Source organism: Hymenobacter aquaticus (assembly GCF_004765605.1).
Classification (GTDB): domain Bacteria; phylum Bacteroidota; class Bacteroidia; order Cytophagales; family Hymenobacteraceae; genus Hymenobacter; species Hymenobacter aquaticus.
In genome coordinates this window covers 1,269,460-1,294,040 of the sequence record NZ_SRLC01000002.1, presented here as the reverse complement: position 1 = coordinate 1,294,040, position 24,581 = coordinate 1,269,460, and the positions used below count along the sequence as shown (strand labels likewise).

Genomic DNA, 24,581 nt, shown 5'->3' with positions numbered 1-24,581 from the left:
GGTTCAGCTTATTAGTATTCGGCCATTTGGCTGTCCTTGTAGCACCAGGCCCACTGCTCGCCGGGCTCGGCCGAAATGACGACCGGGTGCTGGGTAGCCCGGAAATGCTTAGTGGCGTGCTTGTTTTTGGAGGAGTCGCAGCAGCCGACGTGGCCGCAGCTCTGGCACACGCGCAGGTGCACCCAGGTGTCGTCCAGGGCTACGCACTCGGCGCAGCTGTAGGCGGCAGCCGGAATCAGGGTTTCCAGGGCCGCCAGGTGTTGACAAAGAGCCATCATTCAGAACCGTTAGGAAGGCAGAAATTCGCTTTCGGGCACCAGCCGCGTGGTGATGCGCAGGCCGCTCATCAGGGTTTTCTGCACGGGGCACTTCTGGGAAATGACTTCCAGGCGCTGCCGCTGCTCGTCGGTGAGCGGGCCAATCAGGCGCAGCTCCTTGGTTACTTCTTCCAGCATCTGGCCAGGCTGCTCACACTGTTCACAGTCGTGCTCGTGCACGCGCTGGTGGGCCAGGCGCACCTCTATGGCTTCGAGAGGCCACTTTTTCTGGTTGGCATACAGGCGCAGGGTAATGGCAGTGCAGGCCCCCAGCGCACTAAGCAGCAAATCGTAGGGCGTGGGGCCCAAGTCTTGGCCGCCTACCTCGGTGGGCTCATCGATAATGTAGGTATGGCGGCCAGCCTGCACGTCGGCCTGCAAGGCCGCGGCCCCGACGCGCACCAGCACGTGTTTATCTGGAAACATGGCGAAAGTAGTAAACCCCGGCCGGCACCTGCCGGCGGGCAGCAATGCTAAAAGATAGGCATTTCCGCCGCTTCAACCCAATCCGGCGCCCAGCTTACCGGCCATCCTGGGTGGGTGGCAGGCCCAGGTCGAAGCGGATGTCGCGCATGCAGCGGAAGTGCCCCTGGGGGCATTTGGCGTAGCCGATTTTGGAACACGGCCGGCACGGCAGGTCGCGCACTTCCAGTACCCGAAACTCGGTGCGGTACGGGTACATGCCAAACTCGGGCACGGTGTTGCCCCACACGCTGAAAATCTCCTTGTGGAAGGCCGCAGCAATGTGCATCAGGCCCGTGTCGTGGCTGACCACCAGCTGGGCCTGCCGCACCAGGGAGGCCGACTGGTTCAGGGAATAATGGCCGCAGGCGTTGTAAATCGGTGCCTGGGCGAAGGCGTGAGTGGGCGAGTTGCGCAGGGCTTCTTCCACGATGTGGCCGGTGCTTTCGTCCTCGGGGCCGCCGAGCAGCACGATGGGGCGGCGCAGCTGGGCGCACAGCTCAATGATCCGCTCGGTGGGCAGGCGCTTGGTGGCGTGCTGGGCCCCGATGGCAAAGGCTACGTAGCCGCGCTGAAACCCGCCGGGCAGCGTCTGCAGGTCGACTTCCTGATCGGGCGGAATGAAGTAGTCGAGGCCCTGCCGGTCGTCGACGACGCCTAGCGGGGCGGCGGCGGCCAGGTAGCGCTCCACGATGTGCACCCGCGGCAGCATGTCTACTTTGGCATTTACCAGCAGCCACTTTTGCCAGTTCAGCTTGTCGAAGCTGGCCGACTTCACCCCCAGGCGCAGCTTCAGAATACTGGTGCGCAGGTTGTTGTGCAAGTCCACGACGAAGTCGAACTGCTCCTGCCGCAGCTCGGCCACCAGCTCCGTGAGCGTGCCGGTCAGATAGTGGGCCTTATCGACGTAGGGGTTGGGCTCGATGAGGCTGCGGTAGGCCGGCTTGGTACAGTAATGCACCTGCGCGCCGGGCAGCTGCTGCTTCAGGGCCCGCACCACGGGCGTGGTCAGGACAATGTCGCCGATAGAGGAAAAGCGGACTACCAGAATCTTCATTACCCGAACAGTGAGTCCTTGTATTCCAGCGGCGGCTTGATGTTGGCCTTGCGCGCGGCAAAGTAGGCGGCCATTTCGTCGGCGCTCAGCGCGTTAAACGTCATGTCCTTGGTCAGGCCGCCCTTGCGCCCCATCATCACGCCGTAGCGCATGTCGGCGTAGCCGTTGGTGTGGTGCGCGTCGGGGTTGATGCTGAGCTTCACGCCCTGGTCGAGGGCGTAGCGCACCCAGCGCCAGTCCAGGTCGAGGCGCCAGGGGTTGGAGTTGATTTCGATGATGACGCCATGCTGGGCGCAGGCGTCGATAATGGCTTTGTGGTTGATGGGGTAGCCTTCACGCCGCAGCAAGAGCCGTCCGGTGGGGTGGCCCAGCATGGTGGTGTAGGGGTTGGCAATGGCCCGCAGCAGCCGCTCGGTGGCTTTGCGCTCGTCCATTTTCAGGTTGGAGTGCACCGAGGCCACGATAAAGTCGAAGCTTTCCAGCACGGCGTTGGTGTAGTCCAGCGAGCCGTCGCCGAGAATGTCGCTCTCGATGCCCTTGAAGATGCGGAACGGAGCCAGCTCCTGATTGAGCTGGTCGATTTCGCGCTGCTGCTGCCGCACCCGCTCGGGGCTCAGACCGTTGGCGTAGTGGGCGGCCTGCGAATGGTCGCAGATGCCCAGGTACTCGTAGCCCTGGTCGCGCAGAAACTCGGCCATCTGGCGCAGGGTGTGGCTGCCGTCGGAATAGGTGCTGTGGTTGTGCAGGGAGCCGCGCAAATCTTCGTCGGTAAGCAGCTGGGGCAGCTTTTTGGCTTCGGCCAGGGCAATTTCCCCCAGCCCTTCGCGCAGCTCGGGCTCCACGTACTGCAGGCCGGCCTTTTCGTAGATGGCGGTTTCCTGGTAGAATTTCTCCTGCTTCACCAGCTGCCGCAACGAGCCGGCCCGCCCGCCCGGGGTCAGCGCTTCGGTAAGGTGGGCCTCGGTGGCCGAAAGCAGAAACAGCTGGTTCACGAAGTTTTCCTTGCTGACCAAGTGCACCTCTACCTTCACGCCCGACGCCGTGGCCGTGCCGCGCCAGGCGAAGGGGCCCGAGCGTTGGGGGTCGGGCGTGAGGCCTTCCAGCGCGTTGAGCAGCGCGTGGGCCTGCCGGGGCTGGGCCGTGGCGGCGACCAGCACGATGGTTTCCACGATTTCGAGGCGGCGGCGCACTTCCCCGGCCACGGCTACCGATTCGGTGCGCAGGGCCTCGCGCAGGCGGGCGGCCAGGTCCTCGGCCAGCGTTTCGGCCTGCGGGTACAGCAGCTTGCCCTGGCTTTCCTGGTTGAACTCCAGGGCGGCCAGCAGCGCATCCTGGGTTTTCTTGCCGAAGCCCTTGAGCTTGCTCACCTCGTCCCGCTCGGCGGCGTCGCGCAGCTGCTCGGGGCTTTCGATGCCCAGCTCCCGCCACAAGGCCCGGATTTTCTTGGGGCCGATGCCTTTGATGTTGAGCATCTCCACCACCCCGGACGGGGTGATTTCCAGCAGCTTGCGCAGCTCCTCAAACGTGCCGGTGTCGAGCAGCTCGGCTACTTTGGCGGCGGCCGTCTTGCTCAGCCCGGTCCGGTCGGGCAGGCCGGTGCGGTCCATGTCGGCCACGGGCAGCTCCAGGCGTTCCAGCGTGGCGGCGGTGCCTTCGTAAGCACGGATCTTGAACGGGTTTTCGTCGTGCAACTCCATGAGCGACGCGGCGAGGCGGAAAGCACGGATAAGGGCGCGGTTGTCCACTTGGTTTCTGGTTTGTAGTTATTGGTTTTTGGTTGGTGATGCTAGGCCCAAAGGCCAAAAACAAAAACCCATTACCCAAAAACCCTGAGGCAGCGGCCCGCCAAAGGTACGGGCCAAAGTCGTACATTCGCTCCTACGGCCTCCTGCGGGGCTTCGTCCAGGTTTTATTTCTTTTTTCGCCCGTTTGTATGCGCTTACTCGCTTTGTTGGCTTCCCTCAGTATGTTTTTGCTGGCTAGTACCTGCAATTCCGACTCCCGCGCGTCTACGCCCAAGCTCAAGCAGTTGGAAGGCACCTGGCTACACGCCCACGAGGAAGACCAGGGCGACATTCGCGTGTACCGGCCCAACACCTACGCCTTTCCCCCGTCGCGGGGCCGCACGGGCTTCCAGTTCGACCACAACGGCCTGTTTACTCAGTACGACATTGCCCCCACCGACGGGCTGGAGGGCCGCAAGGGCCAGTGGAAAGCCGAAAGCACCACCACCCTGCTCATCAGCCTCGACGATAAAAAGGAGCCCGACTACAAGCTCGAAATCGTGTCGTTGGAAAACGGACTGCTGAAAGTGCGCCGCCTCGAGTAAAAAAACGCGCGGCCGGGTGCAACCATTCCGGCCGACATACTATCCGGACTATATATCCGTTGACCGTTGCCCACCCTCTTATAGCCCTATGCGCCTTTTTCTCTCCCTGTTTTCGGCCACCCTGCTGCTGGCCGGCTGTCAAAAAGAGTCGGATTCTGCCAGTCCGCTCCTGACCTCGGCCACCTTCGAGGCCCAGGTGCAAAGCCGCAACTAGCTGGAATCGTGGGAGGAAGCGCAGCCGGGCAGCGACGTAAGCATCTACCGGCCCGACACGTACGCCTTTCCTACCTCGTGGCCCCGCCACGGGTTCCGCTTCGACCCCAACGGCGTGTTCGTGGGCCGGGGCCCCTCACCCACCGACGGCATCGCCATTTACCCCGGCCTGTGGACCACCCAGGACAACCGCACGTTCCGCATTACGCCCAGCGGGCAGAGCACCAGCTATGGCCTGCAATTGCTGTCCCTGGAAAACGACAAGCTGCAAGTGCGCCGCGTGGAGTAAGGTGAGTTAGTGAGTTAGTGAGTTAGTGAGATGGTGAGTTGTCGTGCAATCCGCGCTATTAGCGTACTTCGCGCCGTCAGAACGACAACTCACCATCTCACTAACTCACTAACTCACCACTTCACCTTTGCAATACTGGCTTGTAAAATCTGAACCCAGCGCCTATTCCTGGGACGACTTCACGCGCGACGGCCACACCGACTGGACCGGGGTGCGCAACTTCCAGGCCCGCAACTACCTGCAGCAGATGCAGCCCGGCGACTTGGTGCTGTTCTACCACAGCATGACCGAGAAGTCGGTGGTGGGCATTGCCGAAGTAGCGGCTCCCGCGGCCCCCGACGCTACGGCCGAAGCCGGCTCCGGCTGGGTGGCCGTGCTGCTGCGCCCCCAGCAGGCCCTGGCCCGCCCCGTGCCGCTGGCCCACATCAAGCAGGAGGCGCGCCTCAGCCAGATCGGGCTGCTGCGCCAGTCGCGCCTGAGCGTGATGCCCCTGCGGGCCGAGGAGTTTGACGTGCTGCTGGAGCTGGGCAGCTAAGCTCGCCCGCCCCGGCCCGGTGCCCGGCCCCGCAAGGGTCGGGCTTTTTTGTGCCCGCTTGCGGCCTACTTTGCCGCGGCGGTGTGGAAAATGGCCGGCCGCTGCATCTGTTTAGCACCGGCCGCCGACTATCTGTTGGCTTCGTCGTATCTTCCTTAAAATGATGCTGTCACGGCCGAGCTGACTTTTTACTTCTATGATCCGAACCCTACTCAGCTTCTGTTGGCTCCTGCTCTGGAGCGGCCTGCACCCGGGCGCGGGCTGGGCCCAGGCCTTGCCCGCGCCGCCCCCCGACGCGCCCGCCCAAACGGCCCGCGTAGAGCTGGATTTGCAGTCATCGTCGAGCGAGGTGCAGGTGCTGGCCATTCCCGAAGACAGCAGCATCGTGCTGCTGATTGAAAAGGAGCCCACGTTTGCGGGCAACAGCACGTTCACCTTCCACAAGCTGGACCAGCAGCTGCAAACCCGCTGGACCAAGCCGCTGGAAGTGCCCGACCGGTACTATCTGTCCCAGATCTGTAACGAGGGCACGATGGTCTACGCCCTGTTTCACGACGATTTTCTCAGCAACAAGCTCTGGGTGGCGGCCCTCAACAGCCGCACCGGCGAAGTGCGCACCACGTCCTACGACACCAAGCTGGTGCACGAAGCCATCAGCATGAAGGCCCTGGAAGGCAACCTGTTCGTGACGGTCCAGATTGAGCAGCACCTGACCGTGCTGCTGCTCAACCTGCGCTCGGGCGAATTCACCTTTCTGCCGGCCGTGTACGAGCCCGCCGAAAGCCAGCTCACCTTCCTGGCCGACTCGCTGGCCAACCAGGTGAAATTCGTGGTCAGCCAGACCAACGGGCTCAAGTCGCGCTTGCAGGTCAAGCAGATTTCGCCCCAGGGCCAGCTGTTGCACAGCGAGTTTGTGCAGGCCGAAAGCAACCGCAGCCTGCTCACGGCCCAGCTCAGCCCCGGCGACTCGTCGCGCCTGATGATGGGCACCTACACCCTGCGCGACAACCGCTACTCCCAGGGCCTGTTTGCCACTAACCTCACCCTGGGCCTGACCCCGACGGGGGCCCGGCCGCCGCTGCGCTTCTACGATTTTCTGCACCTGAAGCACTTCTTCGACTTCATGAGCCCCAACCGGCAGGCCCGGCTGCGGCAGCGCGGCGCCAAGCGGCAGGCCGCCGCCCGCGAGTTTCGCCTGCACTACCGCCTGCTCATGCACGACCTGATACCCAGCCCCGAGGGCTACGTGCTGGTGGCCGAGGTGTATTACCCGCAGTACCGCTACAACGGCTACGGCTTCGGGGTGATGGGCAGCATGCGCAACTTCGACGGCTACCGCACTACCCACGCCATTGTGTGCGGCTTCGACCACAGCGGCACGCTGCTCTGGGACAACACTTTCGTGCTGAAAAATACCGAGCGCTACCGCCTGGAGGAAACCGTGCGCCTGCGGCCCCTGCCCGACAACCGCCGCTATGCCCTCACCTACCTCGACGAGCACCGTATCCACTACAAAATCATCGACCGCACCGCCGCTTCCCCCAACGACCTGCAAGTGCCGCTGCTGACGACGCTGAAGCCCGGGGTGAAGGAAAAATCGACCAGCACCTCCCACACCGATATGCAGGCCTGGTACGGCAGCCGCTTCCTGGCTTTCGGCTACCAGCACGTGCGGGGCAGCGGCTGGAACGGGCGCGACGTGTTCTTTATCAATACCGTTGATTTCAACTAAGCCCGAACGGCGGGCCCGGCCCTGCGTATGGAAAGAGCAGTCTGATCTTTTTGCCTTTTTTTACGCTATGAAAAACCGAATCCTGACTCTCTGGGTCCTGGTGGCGCTGCTGGCGGCCACCGGCTGCCGCACCAGCGGCCCCGGCACCCCGGCCCGCACTGTGGCCGAGTTCTTCAGCAAATACGAAAACCGCTCCGGCTTCAAGGCCACCGACTGGTCGGCGGGCCTGACCACCCGCCTGCTGCTGCTGAAGCTCGGCAACCTGGGCGGCGACAACGAGCTGACCCAGGCCATATCCTCGGTGCGCAGCGTGAAGGTGCTCACCTTTTCGCCCACCACCAGCGGCGCCCGCGAGCTGGTAGCCGAGGGCCTGACCAAGGAAGTCGACGGCCTGCTGGCCAACGAGCGGTACACGCCCCTGCCCGTCGCGGCCGAAGCCGGCACGACCGTTATGCGCTACTCCGCCCGCCAGAGCGGCGACAAGGTGAAAGAAGTGGTAGCCACCGGCAACGTGCAGGGTGCCCCCGAATCGTTTATGCTGGTGGCCATTTCCGGCGACTTCACCAAAAGCCAGGTCGAGAAGCTGGTCAAGTTCCTGCCCAGCGTCAGCGGGGAGCTGGCCCGGTAACATTCTCACGTATTGCCTTCCGGCAAAAGCCGCTACGCACCCCGTAGCGGCTTTTTTATGGCTCCTTCGTACGGTGTTGCCCCCGCCGGCCGGCAAGCGGCCAACTATCCGTTGGCATCCCTCCCGCATTCCGGAACGCCCGAAAAGTGTTTTCGAAGGTCATTCCGGAATCCGGAACGGCCAAAAAGTTCTTTCGAAGGCCATTCCGGAATTTGGAATGCCCAAAAAGTTCTTTCGAAGGCCGTTCCGGAATTCGGAATGCCTAAAAAGTTCTTTCGAAGGCCATTCCGGAATCCGGAATGACCTTCGAAAGCAGTTGGGTGTCTACTTGGCACGCGGGAGCCCCCGAAGCGGCTACCCGGCCGCGCAGCCCCGGGGGCGACGACAGCGCGGGGCACAAAAAAAGCGCCTCCCCGCATCGGGAAGGCGCTTTTTGCGTTGCCTGAGGCCACGATTTACATCGCGGGAGCGGGCGTGATGACGAACTCAAACTTGAACTCGACGCGGCGGTTTTTCGACATGCCAGCGGCCGACGTGTTGGGCGCGGCGGGCTCACCTTCGCCCCGGCCTTCGGTGATGACGCGGGTGTCATCGACCTGCTTGCCCGAGAAGTAGCGCTTCACCGATTCGGCGCGGCGCTCCGACAGGCCCTGGTTGTACTCGTCCGTGCCGCGGCTATCGGCGTGGCCGATGATGCGCAGGCTGTACTCGGGGTGGGTTTTCAGGGCGTTGGCAATGCGGTTCAGGGCCGGATACGAGCTGGGCTCAATCACGGTGCTGTTGGTTTTGAAGCGCACGGGCACTTCCAGACGCTTGATGGCGGGGTCTACCACGAGGGGGCAGCCGTTGGCATCTACGCGGGTGCGGGCCGGGGTGTCGGGGCACTTATCCACGTTGTCGAGGATACCGTCGTTGTCCTGGTCGAGCACCAGGGGGCAGCCGTTGGCGTCTACCTGCGTGCCGGCGGGGGTGTTGGGGCACTTATCGTCCTGGTCGCGCACACCGTCGTTATCGGCGTCGGGGCAGCCGCGCAATTCGGCTTTGCCGGCCACGTCGGGGCACTGGTCGTCGCCGTCGCGCACGCCGTCGTTGTCACGGTCGGGGCAGCCTTCGAGGTTGGCCAGGCCTTTCTCGGTGGGGCACTTGTCCTGGTAATCCGGAACCCCGTCGCCGTCACCGTCGAGGGGGCAGCCGTTCTCATCCACCGAAACGCCGGTGGGCGTATCGGGGCACTTGTCTTTGCGGTCCGGCACGCCGTCACCGTCGGTGTCCTTGGCCTTGCCAAACGCAACGGTCAAGCCCACGGTGTGCTGCAAATACCGGTCGTCGATCTTGTCGTCGTCGCGGATTGGCTCGCCGTCGAGGTTGGCGTTGAGCGGAATGTGCTGGCCGGTTTGCACGAACAGGCCCACCGCGTCGCTGATGCGGAAGTTAATACCGGCTGCGCCGAAAGCGTCGAAGTAAGTTTTGTCCTCGTCAATGCGCTTACCCCGCACCGAGCCTTCGCGGCTGGTGTAGGCAATGCCCGGGGCGAGCAGCAGGTATGGCTGCACCACGGCGTCTTCTTTCAGCGCCCAGCCGTTATTGAGCTTCAGCTTCAGGGCCAGGTTCACGTTCACCACGTTGGTGTTGAAGAACGTGGCGGGGCTTTGGCTGCCTTTCAGCTCTACATAGGCACCCTGCAAGCCCAGATCGAGGCCGGGGGTGAGGTAGCGGTTGATGCTAATGCCGGGGCCGAAGTGGTTGTTGCCGCTCTTGAAAAAGTCGGAACCGAGGCTGCCTTTGTACTGGTACATGCTGCCGTAGAGGCTCACGGCCGTCTTGCGGTCGGCGGTCTGGGCGTGCCCGCGCGGGGCCGCCGCCAGCAGCGTCAGTCCCAGGGCCAGATAGGAGGTTAGAGAACGTTTCATGGGAACGAATTTGGATGGAAAATCAGCTTCGTTGTGGACATAACGAAGTCAGCCATGCGCAAACATAGCTACCCGTCTATACTTTTTACCAGGCATAAGGTTGCCCTCAGCGGGTCAGAACGCTACTTTACGAGGAGCGGCACCTGGGCTTTCTACCTGCTTTTCAGCGGGTCGCGTGCCCAAAAAGCTCCCCGTAAAAAATCCGGAATATTTCACTCTACCGGGAACGGCGCCTACCAAAAAGAGCCGCCCGAGAAGTCGGGCGGCTCTTTTCCGCTTAGGGTACTGACGGGGAATATTACCCCCGGTTGGCGGCCATCAGCCGCTCGATGTCGGCGACTTCCAGCGGGATGTTCTTCATCAGGTCCTCGTTGCCGGAGGTAGTGATGAGAATGTCGTTTTCGAGGCGGATGCCCAGGCCCTCTTCCCGGATGTAGATGCCCGGCTCGCAGGTATACACCATGCCGGGCTCGAACACGCGGTACTTGGCACCCACGTCGTGCACGTCGAGGCCCAGGTAGTGGCTGGTGCCGTGCATGAAATACTTCTTGTAGAGCGGCGCGGCCGGGTCCTGGTTCTTCACGTCGTTTTCGTTGAGCAGGTCGAGCTTGATGAGCTCCTGCTCCATCGTGCGGCCCACTTCGGCGTGGTAGTCCTCGATGTTGTTGCCGGCTACCAGGCGGGAGGTGGCGTGCTTCATCACGCGCAGCACGGCCTCGTACACGGCGCGCTGCCGCGGGGTGAAGGTGCCGTTCACGGGGATGGAGCGCGAAAGGTCGGCGGCGTAGTTGGCGAATTCGGCCCCGAAGTCCATCAGCAGCACGTCGCCGTCCTTGCACTCCCGGTCGTTGCTCACGTAGTGCAGGATGCAGGCATTGGCGCCCGAGGCGATGATGCTGCCGTAGGCCGGGCCGCGGCTGCGGTTGCGCACAAACTCGTGCAGGATTTCGGCTTCAATCTCGTATTCCCACACGCCAGGCCGGATAAAGCCCAGCAGGCGACGGAACGCTTTTTCGGTGATGTTGGCCGCCTCGCGCATCAGCCGGATTTCCTCCTCGCTCTTAATGGCGCGCAGAAAGTGCATGATGGGGGCCACGCGGCGGTACTGGTGCAGCGGATAGGCCGCGCGCAGCTGTTTGCCCAGGCGGGCGTCGCGGGTTTCGACCTCCACCACGGCCCGGATGTGCTCATTGGAGTTGAGGTACACGTTTTCCGCCTCGTTCATCAGGGCCGGCAGCACCGACTCGAACGAATCGACCCACATGATGGTGGCGACGCCCGACTGGGCGCGGGCCTCGGCCTTGGTCAGCTTGTAGCCTTCCCACACCAAGATATGCTCACTGGTTTCCTTCAGGAACAGGATTTCGCGGTGCTGGGGCAGCTTGGCATCGGGGAAAATCACGAGGATGCTTTCCTCCTGGTCGACGCCGGAGAGGTAGAACAAATCGTTGTTCTGCCGGAAGGCCATGGTCCCGTCCGCGTTGGTGGGCATGGTGTCGTTGGAGTGGAAGATGGCCAGGGAAGCCGGGGGCAGCTGCTGGACGAAGTTGCGCCGATTCTGAATAAACAGCTGCGGATCGATGGGACCGTAACGCATAGGAAAGGAGTTGTTGGGCGAGGAAAGACGCGCGGCAGGCGGGTCGGCTGCAAGTTAAATAGATTGGCCACACGCAGGCGAAGGTCATTCCTCGCTCTGTCCGGAATGACGTTCTATCTGCCGGGTTGCTTGAACCTGAATTGCTAGGCGGTATCTTTGCAAACTGCTACTCGTCTATGCCTGATCCTGTTGCCCGCCGCGCCGTTCTGCTGATTCAAACCGCCTTTATCGGCGACGTTATTCTGGCTACGGCCCTGCTGGAACACCTGCACCACACCGAGCCCGACACGCCCGTCGACTTTCTGGTGCGCAAGGGCAACGAGGGCCTGGTGCAAAACCACCCCCACGTGCGGCAGGTGCTGATCTGGGACAAGAAGCAGGACAAGTACCGCGGGCTCTGGCAGCTGCTGCAACGCATCCGGCAGGCCGACTACCAGCGCGTCGTGACCTTGCAGCGCTTTGCCTCCACGGGCTTCCTGACGGCTTTTTCGGGGGCTCCCGAGCGGGTGGGCTTCGATAAAAACCCGTTTTCCTTCCGCTTCACCCGGGCCATTCCCCACGTGATTGGGTCGGGCGTGCACGAGGTGTCGCGCAACCTGCACCTGCTCGACCCGGCCTACGACGGCCCCCTGACCATGCCCCGCCTCTACCCCAGCGCGGCCGACGAGGCGGCCGCCGCCCAGGCCGCGCAGCAAGCCGGCGGCCGGCCCTATATCTGCATCGCGCCGACCTCGGTGTGGTTTACCAAGCAGTTTCCCCGGGAGCAGTGGCTGAAGCTGCTGGCCGCGCTGCCGGCCAAGTACGCCGTGTTTCTCATCGGGGGCCCGCCCGACGTGGCCGAGTGCGAGGTCCTGCTGGCGGCCAGCGGCCGGCCCGGCGTGGTGAACCTGGCGGGTAAACTGTCGTTGCTGGCCTCGGCGGCCCTGATGCGCGGGGCGGTGCTGAACTACGTCAACGACTCGGCGCCCATGCACCTGTGCTCGGCCCAGGGGGCGCCTACCTGCGCCATTTACTGCTCCACGGTGCCGTTTTTCGGGTTTGGCCCCCTGAGTCCCTTCTCGCGGGTGGTGGAGTTGCGCGAGGAGCTGGCCTGCAAGCCCTGCGGCCTGCACGGCTACCGTAAGTGCCCCCTGAACCACTTCCACTGCGCCTACGGCATTGAAACCAGCCAGCTGCTCAGCGCCCTGGCCGAAGCGGAAGCGGGGTAATGTGGTTAGAATGTGGTTTGAATGTGGTTTGAATGTGGGGAATGAATAAGGACGAATGGCATTTTGAGCTTCAGGCGGTGTTCATTCGTCCTTTTGCGCAATACGAAACGTCCCTTTACCCTTTACTTACAAAGCCCCGACGCCTGAGCAGAAGCCTGGGCACGTTTCCCATATCAGCACATTTTCCACATTTCTCACATTCCACCACATTAGCACCTCAGCACATTCCTCACATTCGCACATTATCCTCTCCTTTGCGGGGATGAAACCAGCGGCGCGGCTTGCTGGTTAGTATCTTTTCCGGCCCAGCTTCTTTTTCGGGTGGCCGGCTCCTGTCCTCAAGACCCCAACTAATGTCTGATTACGACCTCTACGAGTTGCCCAACGGCATTCGGGTTCTGCATAAACAAGTACTGCACACCAAGATTGCGCACTGCGGCTTTCTGCTGGACATTGGCTCCCGCGACGAAAAGCTGCACCAGCTCGGCCTGGCCCACTTCTGGGAGCACATGGCTTTCAAGGGCACCGAGAAGCGCAAGAGCTTTCATATCCTGAACCGCCTCGAAACCGTGGGCGGCGAGCTGAACGCCTATACAACCAAGGAGAAAATCTGCTTTTACGCCTCCCTGCTCAGCACCCACTTCGAGCGGGCCTTCGAGCTGCTGACCGATCTGACGTTTCACTCGGTGTTTCCGGAAAAGGAAATCGAGAAGGAGCGCGGCGTGATTCTGGAGGAAATGAGCATGTACCAGGATGCCCCCGAAGACGCCATTGTGGACGACTTCGACGGCGTGATTTTCCCGAACCATTCCCTGGGCCACAACATTCTGGGCACCCGCGAGAGTGTGTCGGGCTTCGCGCAGCAGGACTTCTTCCAGTTTCTGGCCGACAACGTGCGCACCGACCGGCTGGCGTTCAGCTCGGTGAGCAACCTGCCCTTCAAGGAAGTGAAGCGCCTGGCCGATAAGTACCTGGCCCCGCTGCCGGCCCAGCTCGGGGTCCGGCCCCGCACGCCGTTCACGGCCTTCCAGCGGGTAGAGCAAACCGAGCGGAAACCCATCAACCAGGCCCACTGCATCATCGGGGGGCCGGCCTACGCCATCAGCGACAAGCGGCGGATTCCGTTTTTCATGCTCAACAACCTGCTCGGCGGCCCCGGCATGAACTCCCGCCTGAACCTGGCCGTGCGCGAAAAGTACGGTTTGGTCTACACCATCGACTCGACCTACAGCCCCTACACCGACACGGGCTTGTTCGGCATTTACTTCGGCACCGAGAAAAAGCAGGTGGCCCGCACGATTTCGCTAGTCAACAAGGAACTGAAGCTGCTGCGCGAAAAAACCCTGACCACCAACCAGCTGCACGTCGTGAAAGAGCAGCTGATGGGCCAGCTGGCCATGTCGGAGGAAAGCAACAGCGGGATGATGCAGCTGCTGGGCAAAAGCACCCTGGATTTGAACCGGGTGGAATCCATTAACGAGGTGTTTGCCCAGATCCGCCAAATCACCGCCGAGGAGCTGCGCGACCTGGCCAACGACGTGCTGCGCGAAGACAACCTGAGCGTGCTGCAATATTTGCCGGAATAGAGTTTTAATGTGCTCAGGTGCTAATGTGGGGAATGTACTAATGTAGAAGTCGTGTCATTGCGAGGCTAACGGCCGAAGCAATCCGTCCGCTGCTGGTGACAAACGCCCTTTTATCAGAAAGCCCTTTCTTACACGCCGGTAGGAAAGGGCTTTTCACATTAGAAGGCTCAGCCCATTTCGGAGGACGGATGGCCACGGCTGCGCCTCGCCATGACACTCTTCAAGGACGAAAACTCACCATCTCACCATCTTACCATTTCACCGCTCCACCGCATGCGCGTATTCGGCCACGTGGGCACCTACCGGCCCGGCGACTTATTCGCTTCCCGGGCCGCGCTGAGCCTGGCGGGCCTGCACCGGCCGCTGCGGGCCGGCGTCAGCGGCACGGCGACCGAGGGCGTCGACTCCATCGTGCTGGCCGGGCAGTACGAGGACGACGTGTTTGGGGAAGACCAGATTCTCTACGCCGGGCACGGCGGGCGGGACCCACACTCGGGCCGGCAAGTAGCCGACCAGCAGCTGACGCCCCGCAACGTCGCCTTTCACAAAAGCCTGGAAACCGGCCGGCCGGTGCGGGTGCTGCACAAAGTAACCACCGACGACGGCCTGACCCCGTACCGCTACGAAGGCTTGTACCAGGTGCGGGCGGCGCAGTACGTCCGGGGCCAGTCGGGCTACCAAGTTTGGCTGTTTACGCTCCGCCCGGTGCTGGGCTAAGTATACTGGCTGGGTTGATTTGCCGTTATTTGCGCCCTCGTCTGCGTTTCCTCTTTTTGCCTGAACCGTCTGCGGCATGCCTTTCACGCCCGCTCATCCCGCCCTTATTTTGCCCCTGCTGCGCCCCTGGCACCGCCACCTCTCGGCTACCGCGCTGGTGCTGGGCGCCATGAGTCCCGACTTCGAGTACTTCCTGCGCCTGCGGCCCGACGGCATCTATGGGCACACGCTGGCCGGGGTTTTCTGGCTGGATCTGCCCCTGATTCTGGCCTTTGCCTGGCTGTTTCACCGCCTGGTAAAGCTGCCGCTGGCCCAGAGCCTGCCCGACGTGCTGCGCAAGCGCCTGCTGCCGCTGGTGGGGCCCGCGTGGCCCCTGCGCCGCCTGGTGTCGGGGCCGGTGCTGGCCGGGGCGCTGCTGGGCTGCGCGTCGCACATCGTCTGGGACTGGTTTACCCACGATGACGGCCTGATGGTGCTGAACTGTCCTTTTTTGCAGCAGACGCTGCCGGGGTTCGGGCAGGGCTGGCCGCTCTACACGTTTTTGCAGTACGGCAGCACGTTCGTGGGCCTGGGCAGCATTGTCTGGTACGTGCTCCGGCTGCCGGCCCGGCCCACTTCCCCGCCGCCCCCCACCCGCACGCGCTTTACGTTCTGGCTGGCCACGGCGGCGGTGCTGGTGCTGCTCTGGGGGCCTTTTATGCTGTATTCGGCCCACATCTGGCCCTTTGATGCCAACTCGGTGCTGGTAACCGGCATGAGCGCCGGCCTGGTTGGCATGCTGGTGGCGGCCGGCACGCTACGCCGCCGCCTGGCACCGCCGCCCGCCGTTTTTCCCTGATTCACTTCCCTTTTTTACCTTTTCCCGCTGTGCACCCCGACGACCTGCAGACCTACGCCGAACACCATACTTCTCCCGAGCCCGACCTGCTGCGCCGCCTCAACCGGGAAACCCACGTGCAGGTGCTGGCCCCGCGCATGCTCTCGGGCCACCTGCAAGGGCGCGTGCTGAGCATGCTCAGCCACATGGTGCGGCCCCGGCGCGTGCTGGAGCTGGGCACCTTCACCGGCTACTCGGCGCTGTGCCTGGCCGAGGGTCTCACGGCGGATGGCGAGCTGCACACCGTGGAGCAAAATCCCGAGCTGGAAGCCCGCATCCGGCGCTACGTGCAGGAAGCGGGCCTGGTCGGGCGCATTCACCTGCATATCGGCGACGCCACGGCGGTGCTGGGCACCTTAATTGAAACCTGGGATTTGGTGTTCATCGACGCCGACAAAATCAACAATGCTCACTATTACGAGCTGGTGCTGCCGCAGGTACGCCCCGGCGGCTTTATGTTGATTGACAACGTCTTGTGGAGCGGCAAGGCCCTGCCCTCCTACCCGCTAAAGCCCGCCGACAAAGACGCCCACGCCGTGCGGGCCTTCAATGATTTTGTGCAGCAGGATGAACGGGTAGAAAACGTGTTTCTGCCCCTGCGCGACGGGCTTTTGATGGTACGCAAACGATAATGTAACTTGCCGTGGTTAAACATTTAAGCTGACGCCGCGTCTATTGGGCTTCAGGCCCAATAGAATGATGAAGAAAGTAACCTTATTGCTGGTGTTGCTGCTGGCTACGCTACCCGTATTCGCGCAGACCTATCCTATCTCCGGGCGCGTAGTCGACATCACCGACCAATCGCCGCTGATTGGGGCCAACGTGCTGCTCACGCGCGTGCCCGACTCGGTGAAAACCGGGGCCGCCGTAGACCCCACCGGCCGCTTTGAGCTGACGGCCGCCCCCGGCCGCTACGTGCTGACGGTGTCGTTTCTGGGCTACCAGACCCTGCGCCGCCCGGTGGAAGTCGCCGCGGCGCCCGTGGTGCTGGGTACGCTGGCGCTGGCCACCAGCCAGGTGAAGCTCAACGGGGTAGAAGTAGTGGGCCAGGCCGCCGCCGCCGTGCAGAAGGGCGACACGACCCAGTATGACTCCCGGGCCTTCAAAACCAACCCCGACGCCAACGCCCAGGATCTGATTACCAAGATGCCCGGCGTAATCGTGCAGGACGGCAAAGTGCAGGCCCAGGGCGAGCAGGTGCAGCGCGTGCTGGTCGACGGCAAGGAGTTTTTCGGCAGCGACCCGGACGCCGTGCTCAAGAACCTGCCGGCCGAGGCCATCGACAAGATTCAGGTGTATGACCGCCGCAGCGACCAGTCGCAGTTCACGGGCTTCAACGACGGCAACACCGAGAAAACCATCAACATCGTCACCAAGCCTACCTTCCGCAACGGGCAGTTCGGGCGCATCGTGGCCGGCTACGGCCCCGACGCGGGCCGGGACAAGTACCGGGTGAGCGGCAACATCAACTCGTTTAAGGGGGCGCGCCGCTTTTCCGTCGTGGCGCAGTCCAACAACGTGAACGAGCAGAACTTCGGCACCGACGATTTGCTGGGCGTCATCGGCACCTCGGCCCAGGGCGGCGGGGGCCAGCGGGGCGGCGGGCGGCAGGGCGCGGGCGGCAACGCCGGCAACCGGGGCGGCGGCGGAGGGGGTGGCAACGCCGGTAACTTCCTGGTGAACCAGGCCAGCGGCATTTCGACCACCCACGCCGTGGGCCTGAACTACTCCGACAGCTGGGGCAAAAAAACCGACGTGCAGGCCAGCTACTTCTTCAACCTGAGCGACAACGTGGCCAACAGCGCGACCAACCGCCTGTATAACGTGCAGACGCGCGGCCGCACGCTGGGCTACGACGAGGCCTCGACCGGCTCGGCGCGCAACATCAACAACCGCTTCAACCTGCGCCTGGAGCACAAGTTCGACTCGCTGAACTCCCTGCTCTGGCAGCCGCGCGTTACGATGCAGAACAACACGAGCGACAGTAACCTCGACGGGCGCACCTTCCTGGGCGCTTTCTCCGAGCAGTCCGACAGCAGCCAGAGCACCAACCTGAGCAAGTACCACTCGGCCCAGATGGGCCTCACGCTCACCAACCAACTGCTCTACCGCCACCGGTTTGCCAAGCGGGGCCGCACCTTCTCGCTGGGCCTGAACACGACCTACAACAACCGCGACGCCGACAACTTCCTCTACTCCGAGAACTTCGACTTCACTTCCCGGCCCACGGCCACGCCCTCGTTTACCAACCAATACTCCCGCCTCGACCAGATTGGCTGGACCTGGAACGGCACGGCCAGCTACACCGAGCCGCTGAGTCTGAAAAGCCAGCTCCAACTGAATTACACGATAAATTACGCCCCCAACGACTCGGACAAAAAAACCTACGAGCTGCTGCCCAACGACGGCCGCGACCTGAACGAGCAGCTCAGCAACGTCTTCACCAGCCGCTACACCACTAACTCCGCGGGCCTGACCTACCGCTACCAGTTCCAGAAGCTGGAATGGTCGGTGGGCGGCTCGCTGCAGTACGCCCAGCTGCACAACGAGCAGGAGTTTCCCCGCTCCGTCACCACCGACCGGCCTTTCTGGAGCGTGCTGCCCACCGCGCAGCTGCAGTACAAGTTTTCGCGCCAGCAAAACCTGCGCGTCAACTACCAGGCCCGCACCCAAAACCCGAGCATCAGCCAGCTGCAGGACGTGGTGAACAACTCCAACCAGCTCCAGATTCGGACCGGCAACCCGAACCTAGCCCAGGAATACACCCACAACCTGTTCGTGCGCTACTCGGCCACCCAGCCCGAAACCTCCCGGTCGTTTTTCGCTCTGGTGGGCGGCTCCTACACCGACAACTCCATTGCCAACAGCACTTTGGTGGTGCGCGAGCCGACCCGCATCGAGGGCACCACGGTGGTAGTACCGGCCGGGGGTACCATCATCCGGCCCGTCAACCTGAACAACGAGTATTCGCTGCGCTCTTTTGCCAACTACACCCTGCCGCTGAAGCTCATCAAGTCGAACCTGAACCTGAACGCCTCGGCCACCTTCAGCCAGACGCCGGGCTTCGTCAACTCGCGGCTGAACTACAACCGCTCCCCCAACTTCGGCCTGGGCGCGGTGCTGAGCAGCAACATCAGCCCCGAGCTGGACTTCACGCTGTCGTCCAACTCGTCGCAGACCTACGCCCGCAACACGGTGCAGAGCCAGAGCAACAGCCAGTATTTCCGCCAGAACACCACCCTGCGCCTGAACTGGATTCTGGTGAAGGGCGTCACGCTGCAGTCGGATGTAAACCACGTGGCCTACCGCGGCCTGACGGCGGGCTACAACCAGAACTTCGTGCTCTGGAATGCCAGCCTGGGCAAAAAATTCCTGCCCAAGCAGCAGGCCGAGCTCAAGCTGTTTGCCTTCGACTTGCTGGGCCAAAACAACAGCATTCAGCGTAACATCACGGAAGCGTACACCGAAGACGTGCGCACCAACATTCTGCAGCGCTACTTCATGCTGATGTTTACCTACAACCTGCGCAACTTCGGCGGCAGCGGCGCGGCGCCCACCGACGCCCCGCGCGACGGAAACAGGCAGTTTGGCCCTCCCGGTGGCCGTCCGCCCGGGGGCGGCGGGGGCCGGCCCGGCGGCGGATTCGGCGGCTGATTCCGGCCGGAAAGCCCGCAAAACAACGGTACCCACGCGGGGCCCCGGCTTGCTGAAAGTAGGGGCCCCGCGTGGTTTTTACCGGTCTCGTTTTGCACCGGCGGCCGGGAGCCGGCGGCGGCCGGGCGTTACTCAGCCCTGAAAATTGTGCCTTTTCGGGGCTTTTGCTGCCTCATCCACCGTTTTTTCGCCTACTTTGTAAAGGTGAAATCTGGCACGCATTAGGATAGAAGCCAGAAAGCCCGCTTTGCTTTCTATGAAACGACTTGTACTCACCCTGCTTTGCCTGCTGCCCCTGCTGGCGGCGGCCCAAAGCGTGGCCGTTCCTTCCGACCTGTATTTTGCCGGCCTGCACCTGCGCCTCACCGACGGCGGCCGCGCGGCCGTTCAGCAGAAAGTGGACGCCATCCGGCGCTACCAGCCCTCGTTTCAGGCCCGCGTAAACCTGGCCGACGCCTACTTCCCCATCATCGACCGGGTGTTTCAGACCGAGGGCGTGCCCCAGGAATTTCGCTACCTGGTGTTGCAGGAAAGCGGCCTGCAGGGCGAGGCGCAGTCCATCCACGACGCGGTGGGCTACTGGCAGTTCAAGCGCGAATCGGCCACGGAGCTGGGCGTGGTGGTAAACGACGTGGTGGATGAGCGCAAGCACATCGTGGCCTCGTCGCGGGCGGCGGCCCGGTATTTTCTGCGCAACAACAACACGTTTCACAACTGGGTCAACACGCTGCTCAGCTACAACCTGGGCCTGACCGGGGCCAAGCCCTACACGCTGCCCACCGATGCCAACGCCACGGAAATGGAGATTTCCGAGCAGACGCACACCTACGTTCTCACCTTTCTGGCCCACAAGGTAGCCTTCGAAACCGCCTGCGGCCAGAACCCCAAGCCCCCGATGCTGCTGGCCGAATTTCCGGCCGCAACCGGGCAGCAGCTTTCCGCGCTGGCGGCTTCGCTGCAAACCAGCCCCGAGGAACTGGCCAAGCACAACCGCTGGCTGCTAAACGACGGCCCCGTGCCCTCCGACAAAGCCTACACCATTCTGGTGCCCGTGACGGACCCGCTGCAGCTCACGGCTATGGCGGTCCAGCAGAAAACAGCCGCCGCCGGTCAGCTGCTGCACGAGCCCAAGCCCGACCCGCAGAACGCCGAGTTCGTGCAGGTCAACGGGCTGCGCGCCATCATTGCCCTGCCCGGCGACACCAAGGAAAGCCTGGCCCAGCGGGCGGGTTTGAAGATGCGCAAGTTCATGCAGTTCAACGACCTGTTTGCCTTCGACAACATCGTGGTGGGTCAGCCTTACTTCGTGCAGAAAAAGAAGGATAAGGCCGCCGTGGAGTACCACGTGGCCCTGCCCGGCGAGAGTGTGGCCATCGTGTCGCAGAAATACGGGGTGCGGGCCAAGTCGATCTGGAGCAAAAACCGCATGCCGCGCAACGAGGAGCTGCGGGCCGGCCGCATTCTGTGGCTGCAACACACCCGGCCCAAGGAAGTAGCCATTGAGTACGCCAAGAGCGACAACGCCGCCGCACTGGCCGCCTTCGAGCGGTCGACGCCCCCGGTAGCGGCGGCTCCGGCTCCGGCCAAGCCCGCCAAGAAAAAGGAGAAGGCGAAAGACGAGGCCGAGCCCTACACCGGCACGACGGCCGCCGCCAGCCGCATTCTGGAGGACGCGACGGAAGCCGCCGACACGGTGGCCGTGAGCCCCGACAACGCCCTGGTAACGCAAACCGACAGCGCGACGGACGACCACATGGAGAATCTGAACGAGCTGCCCCAGGCCGCACCTAAACCCACCGTGCGAATCCCGGCAACCACCGATAAACCCGTGGCCCAAACGCCCAAGAAGCCGCTGCCCACGACGGCGCCCGTGGCCGATGAGCCCAGCCCGGAGCCGGTAGCCGCCGCTTCGGCACCCGTCCGAACGAGCCCGGCAACGACCAAGACGACGCCCGCACCAGCTCCAGCAGCCCCAGCCGCGGCTCCGGCACCGCAGCCGCAGCCCCCGCTGTATACGTCCTCCGCCAGCGTGGAGCCGGTACCGGCCTCGGGCCTGCATACCGTGCAGAAAGGCGAAACGCTGTATGCCGTGGCCCGCAAGTACGCGCTGCGCCCCGCCGACCTGATTGCCTGGAACAATCTACCCGCCAGCCCGTCGTTGCGGCTGGGCCAGGTGCTGCGTGTGGCCGCGCCAGCGGACGGCACCACCGTAGCGGCAGCGCCGGCACCGACGGAGGCACTGGCGGCGGCCGAGCCGGTAAAGCACACCGTCGCCACGGGCGAGTCGATGTACGGCATTGCCCGCAAGTACAACGTGAGCATCAAGCAGGTGATGGAGTGGAATAACAAGGCGGACTCCAACGTCAAGCTGGGCGAAGTCCTGGTTATTAAACCCACGAAATAGCCAGCAGCGGCCGTTTTCACGCACTTTTTCCGATTTTTATTTAGCTGCTTTCCGAATGCGTACCTTCTCCCAAGTTCTTTTCTTTGCCGGACTGCTGGCGGCGCCCCTGGCCAGCCGGGCCCAGCAGTCGGCCCCGGCCCCTACCCTTTCCGAAGATTCCGTGCGGGTGATGTCGGGCCTGGTGCAAACCAGCGTGCGGCAGCTGCGCGACATTTACTTCGAGCCCAGCGACGCCCGCGCCGTGCAGCTGATCGACAAGGCCCTGCTCGAAATTCCGACCCTGAACCAGCGCCTGAGCCACTACACGGCCAGCCTGCCGCGCGAGCAGCAGCAGCAGCTGGCCCAGCGCCTGCGCCAGCACCCCTGGCAGATTGAGCTGCAGACGCTGATGCGCAGCCCGCAGTTTCGCGGCTTCGATGCCCGCGCCGCCAAAAACCCCGACCTGAAAGTGGCCGCCGAGCGGCTCCACGCCTCGGGCTTCGTGGGCACGGCCAAAATCACGCCGCCGGTGGCTGCCACTCCCGCTCCCGAGCCGATGGGTACCATTTCGCTGCCGCCAGCCAAGCCTGCCAAGAAAGCCGCCGCCAACTCCCTGGCCACGACCAAGCCCGGCGCAACCACTGCGGCGACGCCTTTCAAAGTAGCCCCGCTGGCAACTACGCCGGCCAAAACGCCGGCTCCGGCCACCGCGCCCAGTGCCCCGGCGGCTGCGCCGGTGCGCCATACGGTGCAGAAAGGCGAGACGCTGTTCAGCATTTCCCGCCACTACGGCGTTACGCCGGCCCAGCTCCAGGAGTGGAACAACAAGCCCACCGGGGCCGTCCGCATCGGGGAAGTGCTGGTGCTGAACCCGGGGAAGTAAGGTGTTTGACCAACAAAAAAGGGCCGCTACTACAGCGGCCCTTTTTTATTGGTCAGAGTGCGTTTCAGGCGGCCACGGCCACCGGCGGGGCCAGGCGGGCAATGCGGCGGGTGCGCGACTTGAGGAAAGCCACCACTTCGGCCTCGGACTGGTACTGCTCGCCCAGGTTGACGAAGTGCCGGGCCAGCAAATCGTAGCGGCGCGTCATTAGGAAGGCGAAAATGTGCAGGAAGTGGATACCGTCGAATACTACGGCCTGGTGGTGGGTATACTGGTCCAGGTTGGTTTGGAAGTGAGCCGGGTGCTCGGTCCAGTGCAGGGCCGGCTTGAGGTGGTGGCTGATGTGGTAGCCGTCGTTCCAGCACTTGTGGTTGTATTTGGTGTTGATGCAGGTTACGCTGTTGGTGTAGCAGTTGCCCGGATCGGCCGAGTCGATAAAGGCGTGCTGGCTCCAGTTGCCGAGCATCATCACGGCCCGCGTCACGACGACGGGCAGCACCAGCACGGCCAGCGTGGCGGGCAGGTTCACGAAAGCCAGCCCGAGGCAGGCCACGAGGTAGACTACCTCACCGCGCAGCAGCCGAAACCGCAGCTTGGGCTTGCTGGTGCGCCCAAAATACAGCACCAGCTTCGGAATGCCCAGCAGGAAAAAATCGGCCAGGTAGCGGCCAAAGCTGGCTACCGAGTCGCGCTGGTAGTACATGGTGGAGCTTTCGTCGTCGGGCAGGTTGTTTTCCGGGTGGTGCATGCCCAGGTGGTGGGTAAAGTACGTCTCCGGCGTTTGCCCGAACAGCGGCCCGATAACCCAGGGAATGTAGTGGTTGAGGCGGCTGTACTTCTTCTTGAACAGAATCCGGTGGCTGGTGCAGTGCAGCATCAGACCAAAAGGACCCTTGAAGTAAAACGTGGTCAGCAGCAGATACAGCCCGAACGTGCCCCACCACCAAGCCGCGGAAAGGCCGGGCACGAACAGCAGACCCGCCAAGGGCAGCAGCGTCGCCGTTATTTCCAGAATGAGGTACACAAACGGCAGGTCGCGCTTGTCCTGGATAAATTGCAAAAACCAGGCGTCGAGCCGGGAAAGCGGGGCCGCCGGGTCGTAGACCGGGTCGGTAAGGGAAACCAAATACTTCATGCGCAGATACTGACCGAACCGCTCGGCCGGGAATGACGACAACCACTAAATAGAAACCCGAAGAATACGGCTATAAGATTGCGGGTCCGAGAGCCGCGTAGCACGCCTAAAGAATATGAAATACCGCCAACGCCGGAATTGAACTGATAATTAAGCTTCTAACGTAAAGCGTGAGGAATAAGTACAATATTGGCGGCAAGATAACCAGATTCTTACGGCGGAGCTTCTCTGCAATTTCTGCCGGCCCGGCGGATGCACCTCCGCAAACCGGGCCGGCGGGCCGGCGCAGCCATTTCCCGCCTGCCAGAGGCGGCAACGGCCCCTTCTACTTTTCGTGAGCCCAGCCGGCGCTTTCTTCCTCGGGGAGGATGCCGACGGCAGGGCAGCTTTTCTGGCTTCCCGGGCCGGGTCTGGTCTGCTCGTCCGGGCGCACCGAAGGTAAAACCTACGGCGTAGCCGGTGGCAACGACGCTGCGGCCGGAACTTCTTGGCCAAGATTCCCTTTCTTCCTCCATGCTACAACGTCTTTTGCTTACCGGCTACCTGGCATGGGCCGCCGCCACCGTGCTGCCGGCCCAAACCAAAACTACCCCTGCCCCGCCGGCCGCCGTTACCAGCCTGCAGGCCCACGCCGCGCAGTACTTTGCCGATCTTAGTCAGCGCTACCGGGAAATCTACTTTGCCCCCAGCGACGGGCGCGCTATTGCGCTGCTGAGCACGGCCATCACCGAGTTTGGCGCGCGCAGGAAAGGTTTGGCGGCCGAAGCCGAGGAGCTGAAGAAGCTGCCCGTAAACAAGCAGCAACCCATCCGACTTTCCCTGCAGAGCCCGACCTGGGCCAAGGATCAGCAGGCGTTGCAAGCCAGCACTGCCGCCGCGAAGATGCAGGCGCGACGCCAGCGTAACTCCGCCCTGGAGGCTGCCTTTCGCCGCTTCGAGGCCGCCCAGCTCGCCGTGCTGCCTGCCCCGCTGGTGCCCGCCGACTAAGTAAGCACCTGTTTGACGGGCCAGAAATACCCTTACCAGAAGGGCGGCACCCCAGGCCGCCCTTTCCTGTTCGTACACAAAA

General features: G+C 63.0%; 22 protein-coding genes. 15 read left to right on the top strand and 7 right to left on the bottom strand.

Going from position 1 to position 24,581, the window contains the following annotated elements:
* Positions 1-11 precede the first annotated feature (11 nt).
* From E5K00_RS18185 to E5K00_RS18170, 4 genes are all read right to left on the bottom strand, one after another.
* Entirely contained in the window at positions 12-278 is a 267-nt protein-coding gene (locus tag E5K00_RS18185) for a UBP-type zinc finger domain-containing protein (RefSeq protein ID WP_135464697.1), read from the bottom strand.
* Positions 279-287: 9 nt separating this feature from the next.
* A complete protein-coding gene (locus E5K00_RS18180; RefSeq protein WP_135464696.1) occupies positions 288-743 on the bottom strand; it encodes an OsmC family protein in 456 nt (151 codons plus the stop codon).
* Positions 744-837: 94 nt separating this feature from the next.
* Entirely contained in the window at positions 838-1,836 is a 999-nt protein-coding gene (locus E5K00_RS18175) for a glycosyltransferase family 9 protein (RefSeq protein ID WP_135464695.1), read from the bottom strand.
* On the bottom strand, positions 1,836-3,581 hold the full coding sequence (locus E5K00_RS18170; protein WP_135464694.1) for a helix-hairpin-helix domain-containing protein: 1,746 nt from the start codon (positions 3,579-3,581) through the stop codon (positions 1,836-1,838). The genes E5K00_RS18175 and E5K00_RS18170 overlap by 1 nt, the downstream gene beginning before the upstream one ends.
* 188 nt (positions 3,582-3,769) lie before the next feature.
* Here E5K00_RS18170 and E5K00_RS18165 point away from each other — a divergent pair, with 188 nt between their 5' ends.
* The 6 genes from E5K00_RS18165 (at position 3,770) to E5K00_RS18150 (ending at position 7,562) form a co-directional block, all read left to right on the top strand.
* On the top strand, positions 3,770-4,165 hold the full coding sequence (locus tag E5K00_RS18165; protein ID WP_135464693.1) for a hypothetical protein: 396 nt from the start codon (positions 3,770-3,772) through the stop codon (positions 4,163-4,165).
* 88 nt (positions 4,166-4,253) lie between these two features.
* The gene (locus E5K00_RS23220; RefSeq protein ID WP_262710095.1) at positions 4,254-4,379 is read left to right on the top strand and encodes a hypothetical protein; all 126 of its coding nucleotides are present in this window, start codon (positions 4,254-4,256) and stop codon (positions 4,377-4,379) included.
* A 114-nt stretch (positions 4,380-4,493) separates the two neighbouring features.
* Positions 4,494-4,667 (top strand): hypothetical protein, encoded by a 174-nt coding sequence (locus E5K00_RS22885; RefSeq protein ID WP_167856942.1) that lies wholly within the window; start codon positions 4,494-4,496, stop codon positions 4,665-4,667.
* Between the two features lie 127 nt (positions 4,668-4,794).
* On the top strand, positions 4,795-5,202 hold the full coding sequence (locus E5K00_RS18160; protein ID WP_135464692.1) for an EVE domain-containing protein: 408 nt from the start codon (positions 4,795-4,797) through the stop codon (positions 5,200-5,202).
* A 196-nt stretch (positions 5,203-5,398) separates the two neighbouring features.
* On the top strand, positions 5,399-6,934 hold the full coding sequence (locus E5K00_RS18155) for a hypothetical protein (protein ID WP_135464691.1): 1,536 nt from the start codon (positions 5,399-5,401) through the stop codon (positions 6,932-6,934).
* Positions 6,935-7,001: 67 nt separating this feature from the next.
* The gene (locus E5K00_RS18150) at positions 7,002-7,562 is read left to right on the top strand and encodes a DUF4252 domain-containing protein (RefSeq protein ID WP_135464690.1); all 561 of its coding nucleotides are present in this window, start codon (positions 7,002-7,004) and stop codon (positions 7,560-7,562) included.
* A gap of 455 nt (positions 7,563-8,017) precedes the next feature.
* On the opposite strand, the gene E5K00_RS23280 is transcribed toward E5K00_RS18150, so the two are convergent.
* Together E5K00_RS23280 and E5K00_RS18140 are read right to left on the bottom strand one after the other, a co-directional pair.
* Entirely contained in the window at positions 8,018-9,472 is a 1,455-nt protein-coding gene (locus E5K00_RS23280) for an OmpA family protein (protein ID WP_135464689.1), read from the bottom strand.
* Between the two features lie 298 nt (positions 9,473-9,770).
* Positions 9,771-11,069 carry an aminopeptidase P N-terminal domain-containing protein gene (locus tag E5K00_RS18140; RefSeq protein WP_135464688.1) on the bottom strand — a complete coding sequence of 433 codons (1,299 nt, stop codon included), beginning with the start codon at positions 11,067-11,069 and terminating at the stop codon, positions 9,771-9,773.
* A gap of 176 nt (positions 11,070-11,245) precedes the next feature.
* Between E5K00_RS18140 and E5K00_RS18135 the strand changes: the two genes are divergently transcribed.
* From E5K00_RS18135 to E5K00_RS18100, 8 genes are all read left to right on the top strand, one after another.
* Positions 11,246-12,277: a glycosyltransferase family 9 protein gene (locus tag E5K00_RS18135; protein WP_135464687.1), complete on the top strand. Its 1,032-nt coding sequence runs from the start codon at positions 11,246-11,248 to the stop codon at positions 12,275-12,277.
* A 353-nt stretch (positions 12,278-12,630) separates the two neighbouring features.
* Positions 12,631-13,863, top strand: coding sequence for a M16 family metallopeptidase (locus tag E5K00_RS18130; RefSeq protein ID WP_135464686.1), 1,233 nt, complete (start codon positions 12,631-12,633; stop codon positions 13,861-13,863).
* A gap of 273 nt (positions 13,864-14,136) precedes the next feature.
* Positions 14,137-14,580, top strand: a complete 444-nt coding sequence (locus E5K00_RS18125; protein ID WP_135464685.1) for a YDG/SRA domain-containing protein — start codon at positions 14,137-14,139, stop codon at positions 14,578-14,580.
* Positions 14,581-14,656: 76 nt separating this feature from the next.
* Positions 14,657-15,418 carry a DUF4184 family protein gene (locus E5K00_RS18120; RefSeq protein WP_135464684.1) on the top strand — a complete coding sequence of 254 codons (762 nt, stop codon included), beginning with the start codon at positions 14,657-14,659 and terminating at the stop codon, positions 15,416-15,418.
* 29 nt (positions 15,419-15,447) lie between these two features.
* Positions 15,448-16,089: an O-methyltransferase gene (locus E5K00_RS18115; RefSeq protein ID WP_135464683.1), complete on the top strand. Its 642-nt coding sequence runs from the start codon at positions 15,448-15,450 to the stop codon at positions 16,087-16,089.
* 64 nt (positions 16,090-16,153) lie between these two features.
* Positions 16,154-19,111 carry a TonB-dependent receptor gene (locus E5K00_RS18110; RefSeq protein WP_135464682.1) on the top strand — a complete coding sequence of 986 codons (2,958 nt, stop codon included), beginning with the start codon at positions 16,154-16,156 and terminating at the stop codon, positions 19,109-19,111.
* A 256-nt stretch (positions 19,112-19,367) separates the two neighbouring features.
* On the top strand, positions 19,368-21,515 hold the full coding sequence (locus tag E5K00_RS18105; RefSeq protein WP_135464681.1) for a LysM peptidoglycan-binding domain-containing protein: 2,148 nt from the start codon (positions 19,368-19,370) through the stop codon (positions 21,513-21,515).
* 55 nt (positions 21,516-21,570) lie between these two features.
* Positions 21,571-22,377 carry a LysM peptidoglycan-binding domain-containing protein gene (locus tag E5K00_RS18100; RefSeq protein ID WP_135464680.1) on the top strand — a complete coding sequence of 269 codons (807 nt, stop codon included), beginning with the start codon at positions 21,571-21,573 and terminating at the stop codon, positions 22,375-22,377.
* 64 nt (positions 22,378-22,441) lie between these two features.
* Here E5K00_RS18100 and E5K00_RS18095 read toward each other — a convergent pair whose 3' ends face one another.
* Entirely contained in the window at positions 22,442-23,554 is a 1,113-nt protein-coding gene (locus E5K00_RS18095) for a fatty acid desaturase family protein (RefSeq protein ID WP_317128884.1), read from the bottom strand.
* Positions 23,555-24,025: 471 nt separating this feature from the next.
* Here E5K00_RS18095 and E5K00_RS18090 point away from each other — a divergent pair, with 471 nt between their 5' ends.
* Positions 24,026-24,499: a hypothetical protein gene (locus E5K00_RS18090; RefSeq protein WP_135464679.1), complete on the top strand. Its 474-nt coding sequence runs from the start codon at positions 24,026-24,028 to the stop codon at positions 24,497-24,499.
* The last annotated feature ends 82 nt before the right edge of the window (positions 24,500-24,581 follow it).

Excerpts from the sequence above, each read along its gene's own strand:
- E5K00_RS18185 (WP_135464697.1), bottom strand. The coding sequence starts at position 278 with ATGATGGCTCTTTGTCAACACCTGGCGGCCCTGGAAACCCTGATTCCG.
- E5K00_RS18180 (WP_135464696.1), bottom strand. The coding sequence starts at position 743 with ATGTTTCCAGATAAACACGTGCTGGTGCGCGTCGGGGCCGCGGCCTTG.
- E5K00_RS18175 (WP_135464695.1), bottom strand. The coding sequence starts at position 1,836 with ATGAAGATTCTGGTAGTCCGCTTTTCCTCTATCGGCGACATTGTCCTG.
- E5K00_RS18165 (WP_135464693.1), top strand. The coding sequence starts at position 3,770 with ATGCGCTTACTCGCTTTGTTGGCTTCCCTCAGTATGTTTTTGCTGGCT.
- E5K00_RS23220 (WP_262710095.1), top strand. The coding sequence starts at position 4,254 with ATGCGCCTTTTTCTCTCCCTGTTTTCGGCCACCCTGCTGCTGGCCGGC.
- E5K00_RS18155 (WP_135464691.1), top strand. The coding sequence starts at position 5,399 with ATGATCCGAACCCTACTCAGCTTCTGTTGGCTCCTGCTCTGGAGCGGC.
- E5K00_RS18150 (WP_135464690.1), top strand. The coding sequence starts at position 7,002 with ATGAAAAACCGAATCCTGACTCTCTGGGTCCTGGTGGCGCTGCTGGCG.
- E5K00_RS23280 (WP_135464689.1), bottom strand. The coding sequence starts at position 9,472 with ATGAAACGTTCTCTAACCTCCTATCTGGCCCTGGGACTGACGCTGCTG.
- E5K00_RS18140 (WP_135464688.1), bottom strand. The coding sequence starts at position 11,069 with ATGCGTTACGGTCCCATCGATCCGCAGCTGTTTATTCAGAATCGGCGC.
- E5K00_RS18135 (WP_135464687.1), top strand. The coding sequence starts at position 11,246 with ATGCCTGATCCTGTTGCCCGCCGCGCCGTTCTGCTGATTCAAACCGCC.
- E5K00_RS18130 (WP_135464686.1), top strand. The coding sequence starts at position 12,631 with ATGTCTGATTACGACCTCTACGAGTTGCCCAACGGCATTCGGGTTCTG.
- E5K00_RS18125 (WP_135464685.1), top strand. The coding sequence starts at position 14,137 with ATGCGCGTATTCGGCCACGTGGGCACCTACCGGCCCGGCGACTTATTC.
- E5K00_RS18120 (WP_135464684.1), top strand. The coding sequence starts at position 14,657 with ATGCCTTTCACGCCCGCTCATCCCGCCCTTATTTTGCCCCTGCTGCGC.
- E5K00_RS18110 (WP_135464682.1), top strand. The coding sequence starts at position 16,154 with ATGATGAAGAAAGTAACCTTATTGCTGGTGTTGCTGCTGGCTACGCTA.
- E5K00_RS18105 (WP_135464681.1), top strand. The coding sequence starts at position 19,368 with ATGAAACGACTTGTACTCACCCTGCTTTGCCTGCTGCCCCTGCTGGCG.
- E5K00_RS18100 (WP_135464680.1), top strand. The coding sequence starts at position 21,571 with ATGCGTACCTTCTCCCAAGTTCTTTTCTTTGCCGGACTGCTGGCGGCG.
- E5K00_RS18090 (WP_135464679.1), top strand. The coding sequence starts at position 24,026 with ATGCTACAACGTCTTTTGCTTACCGGCTACCTGGCATGGGCCGCCGCC.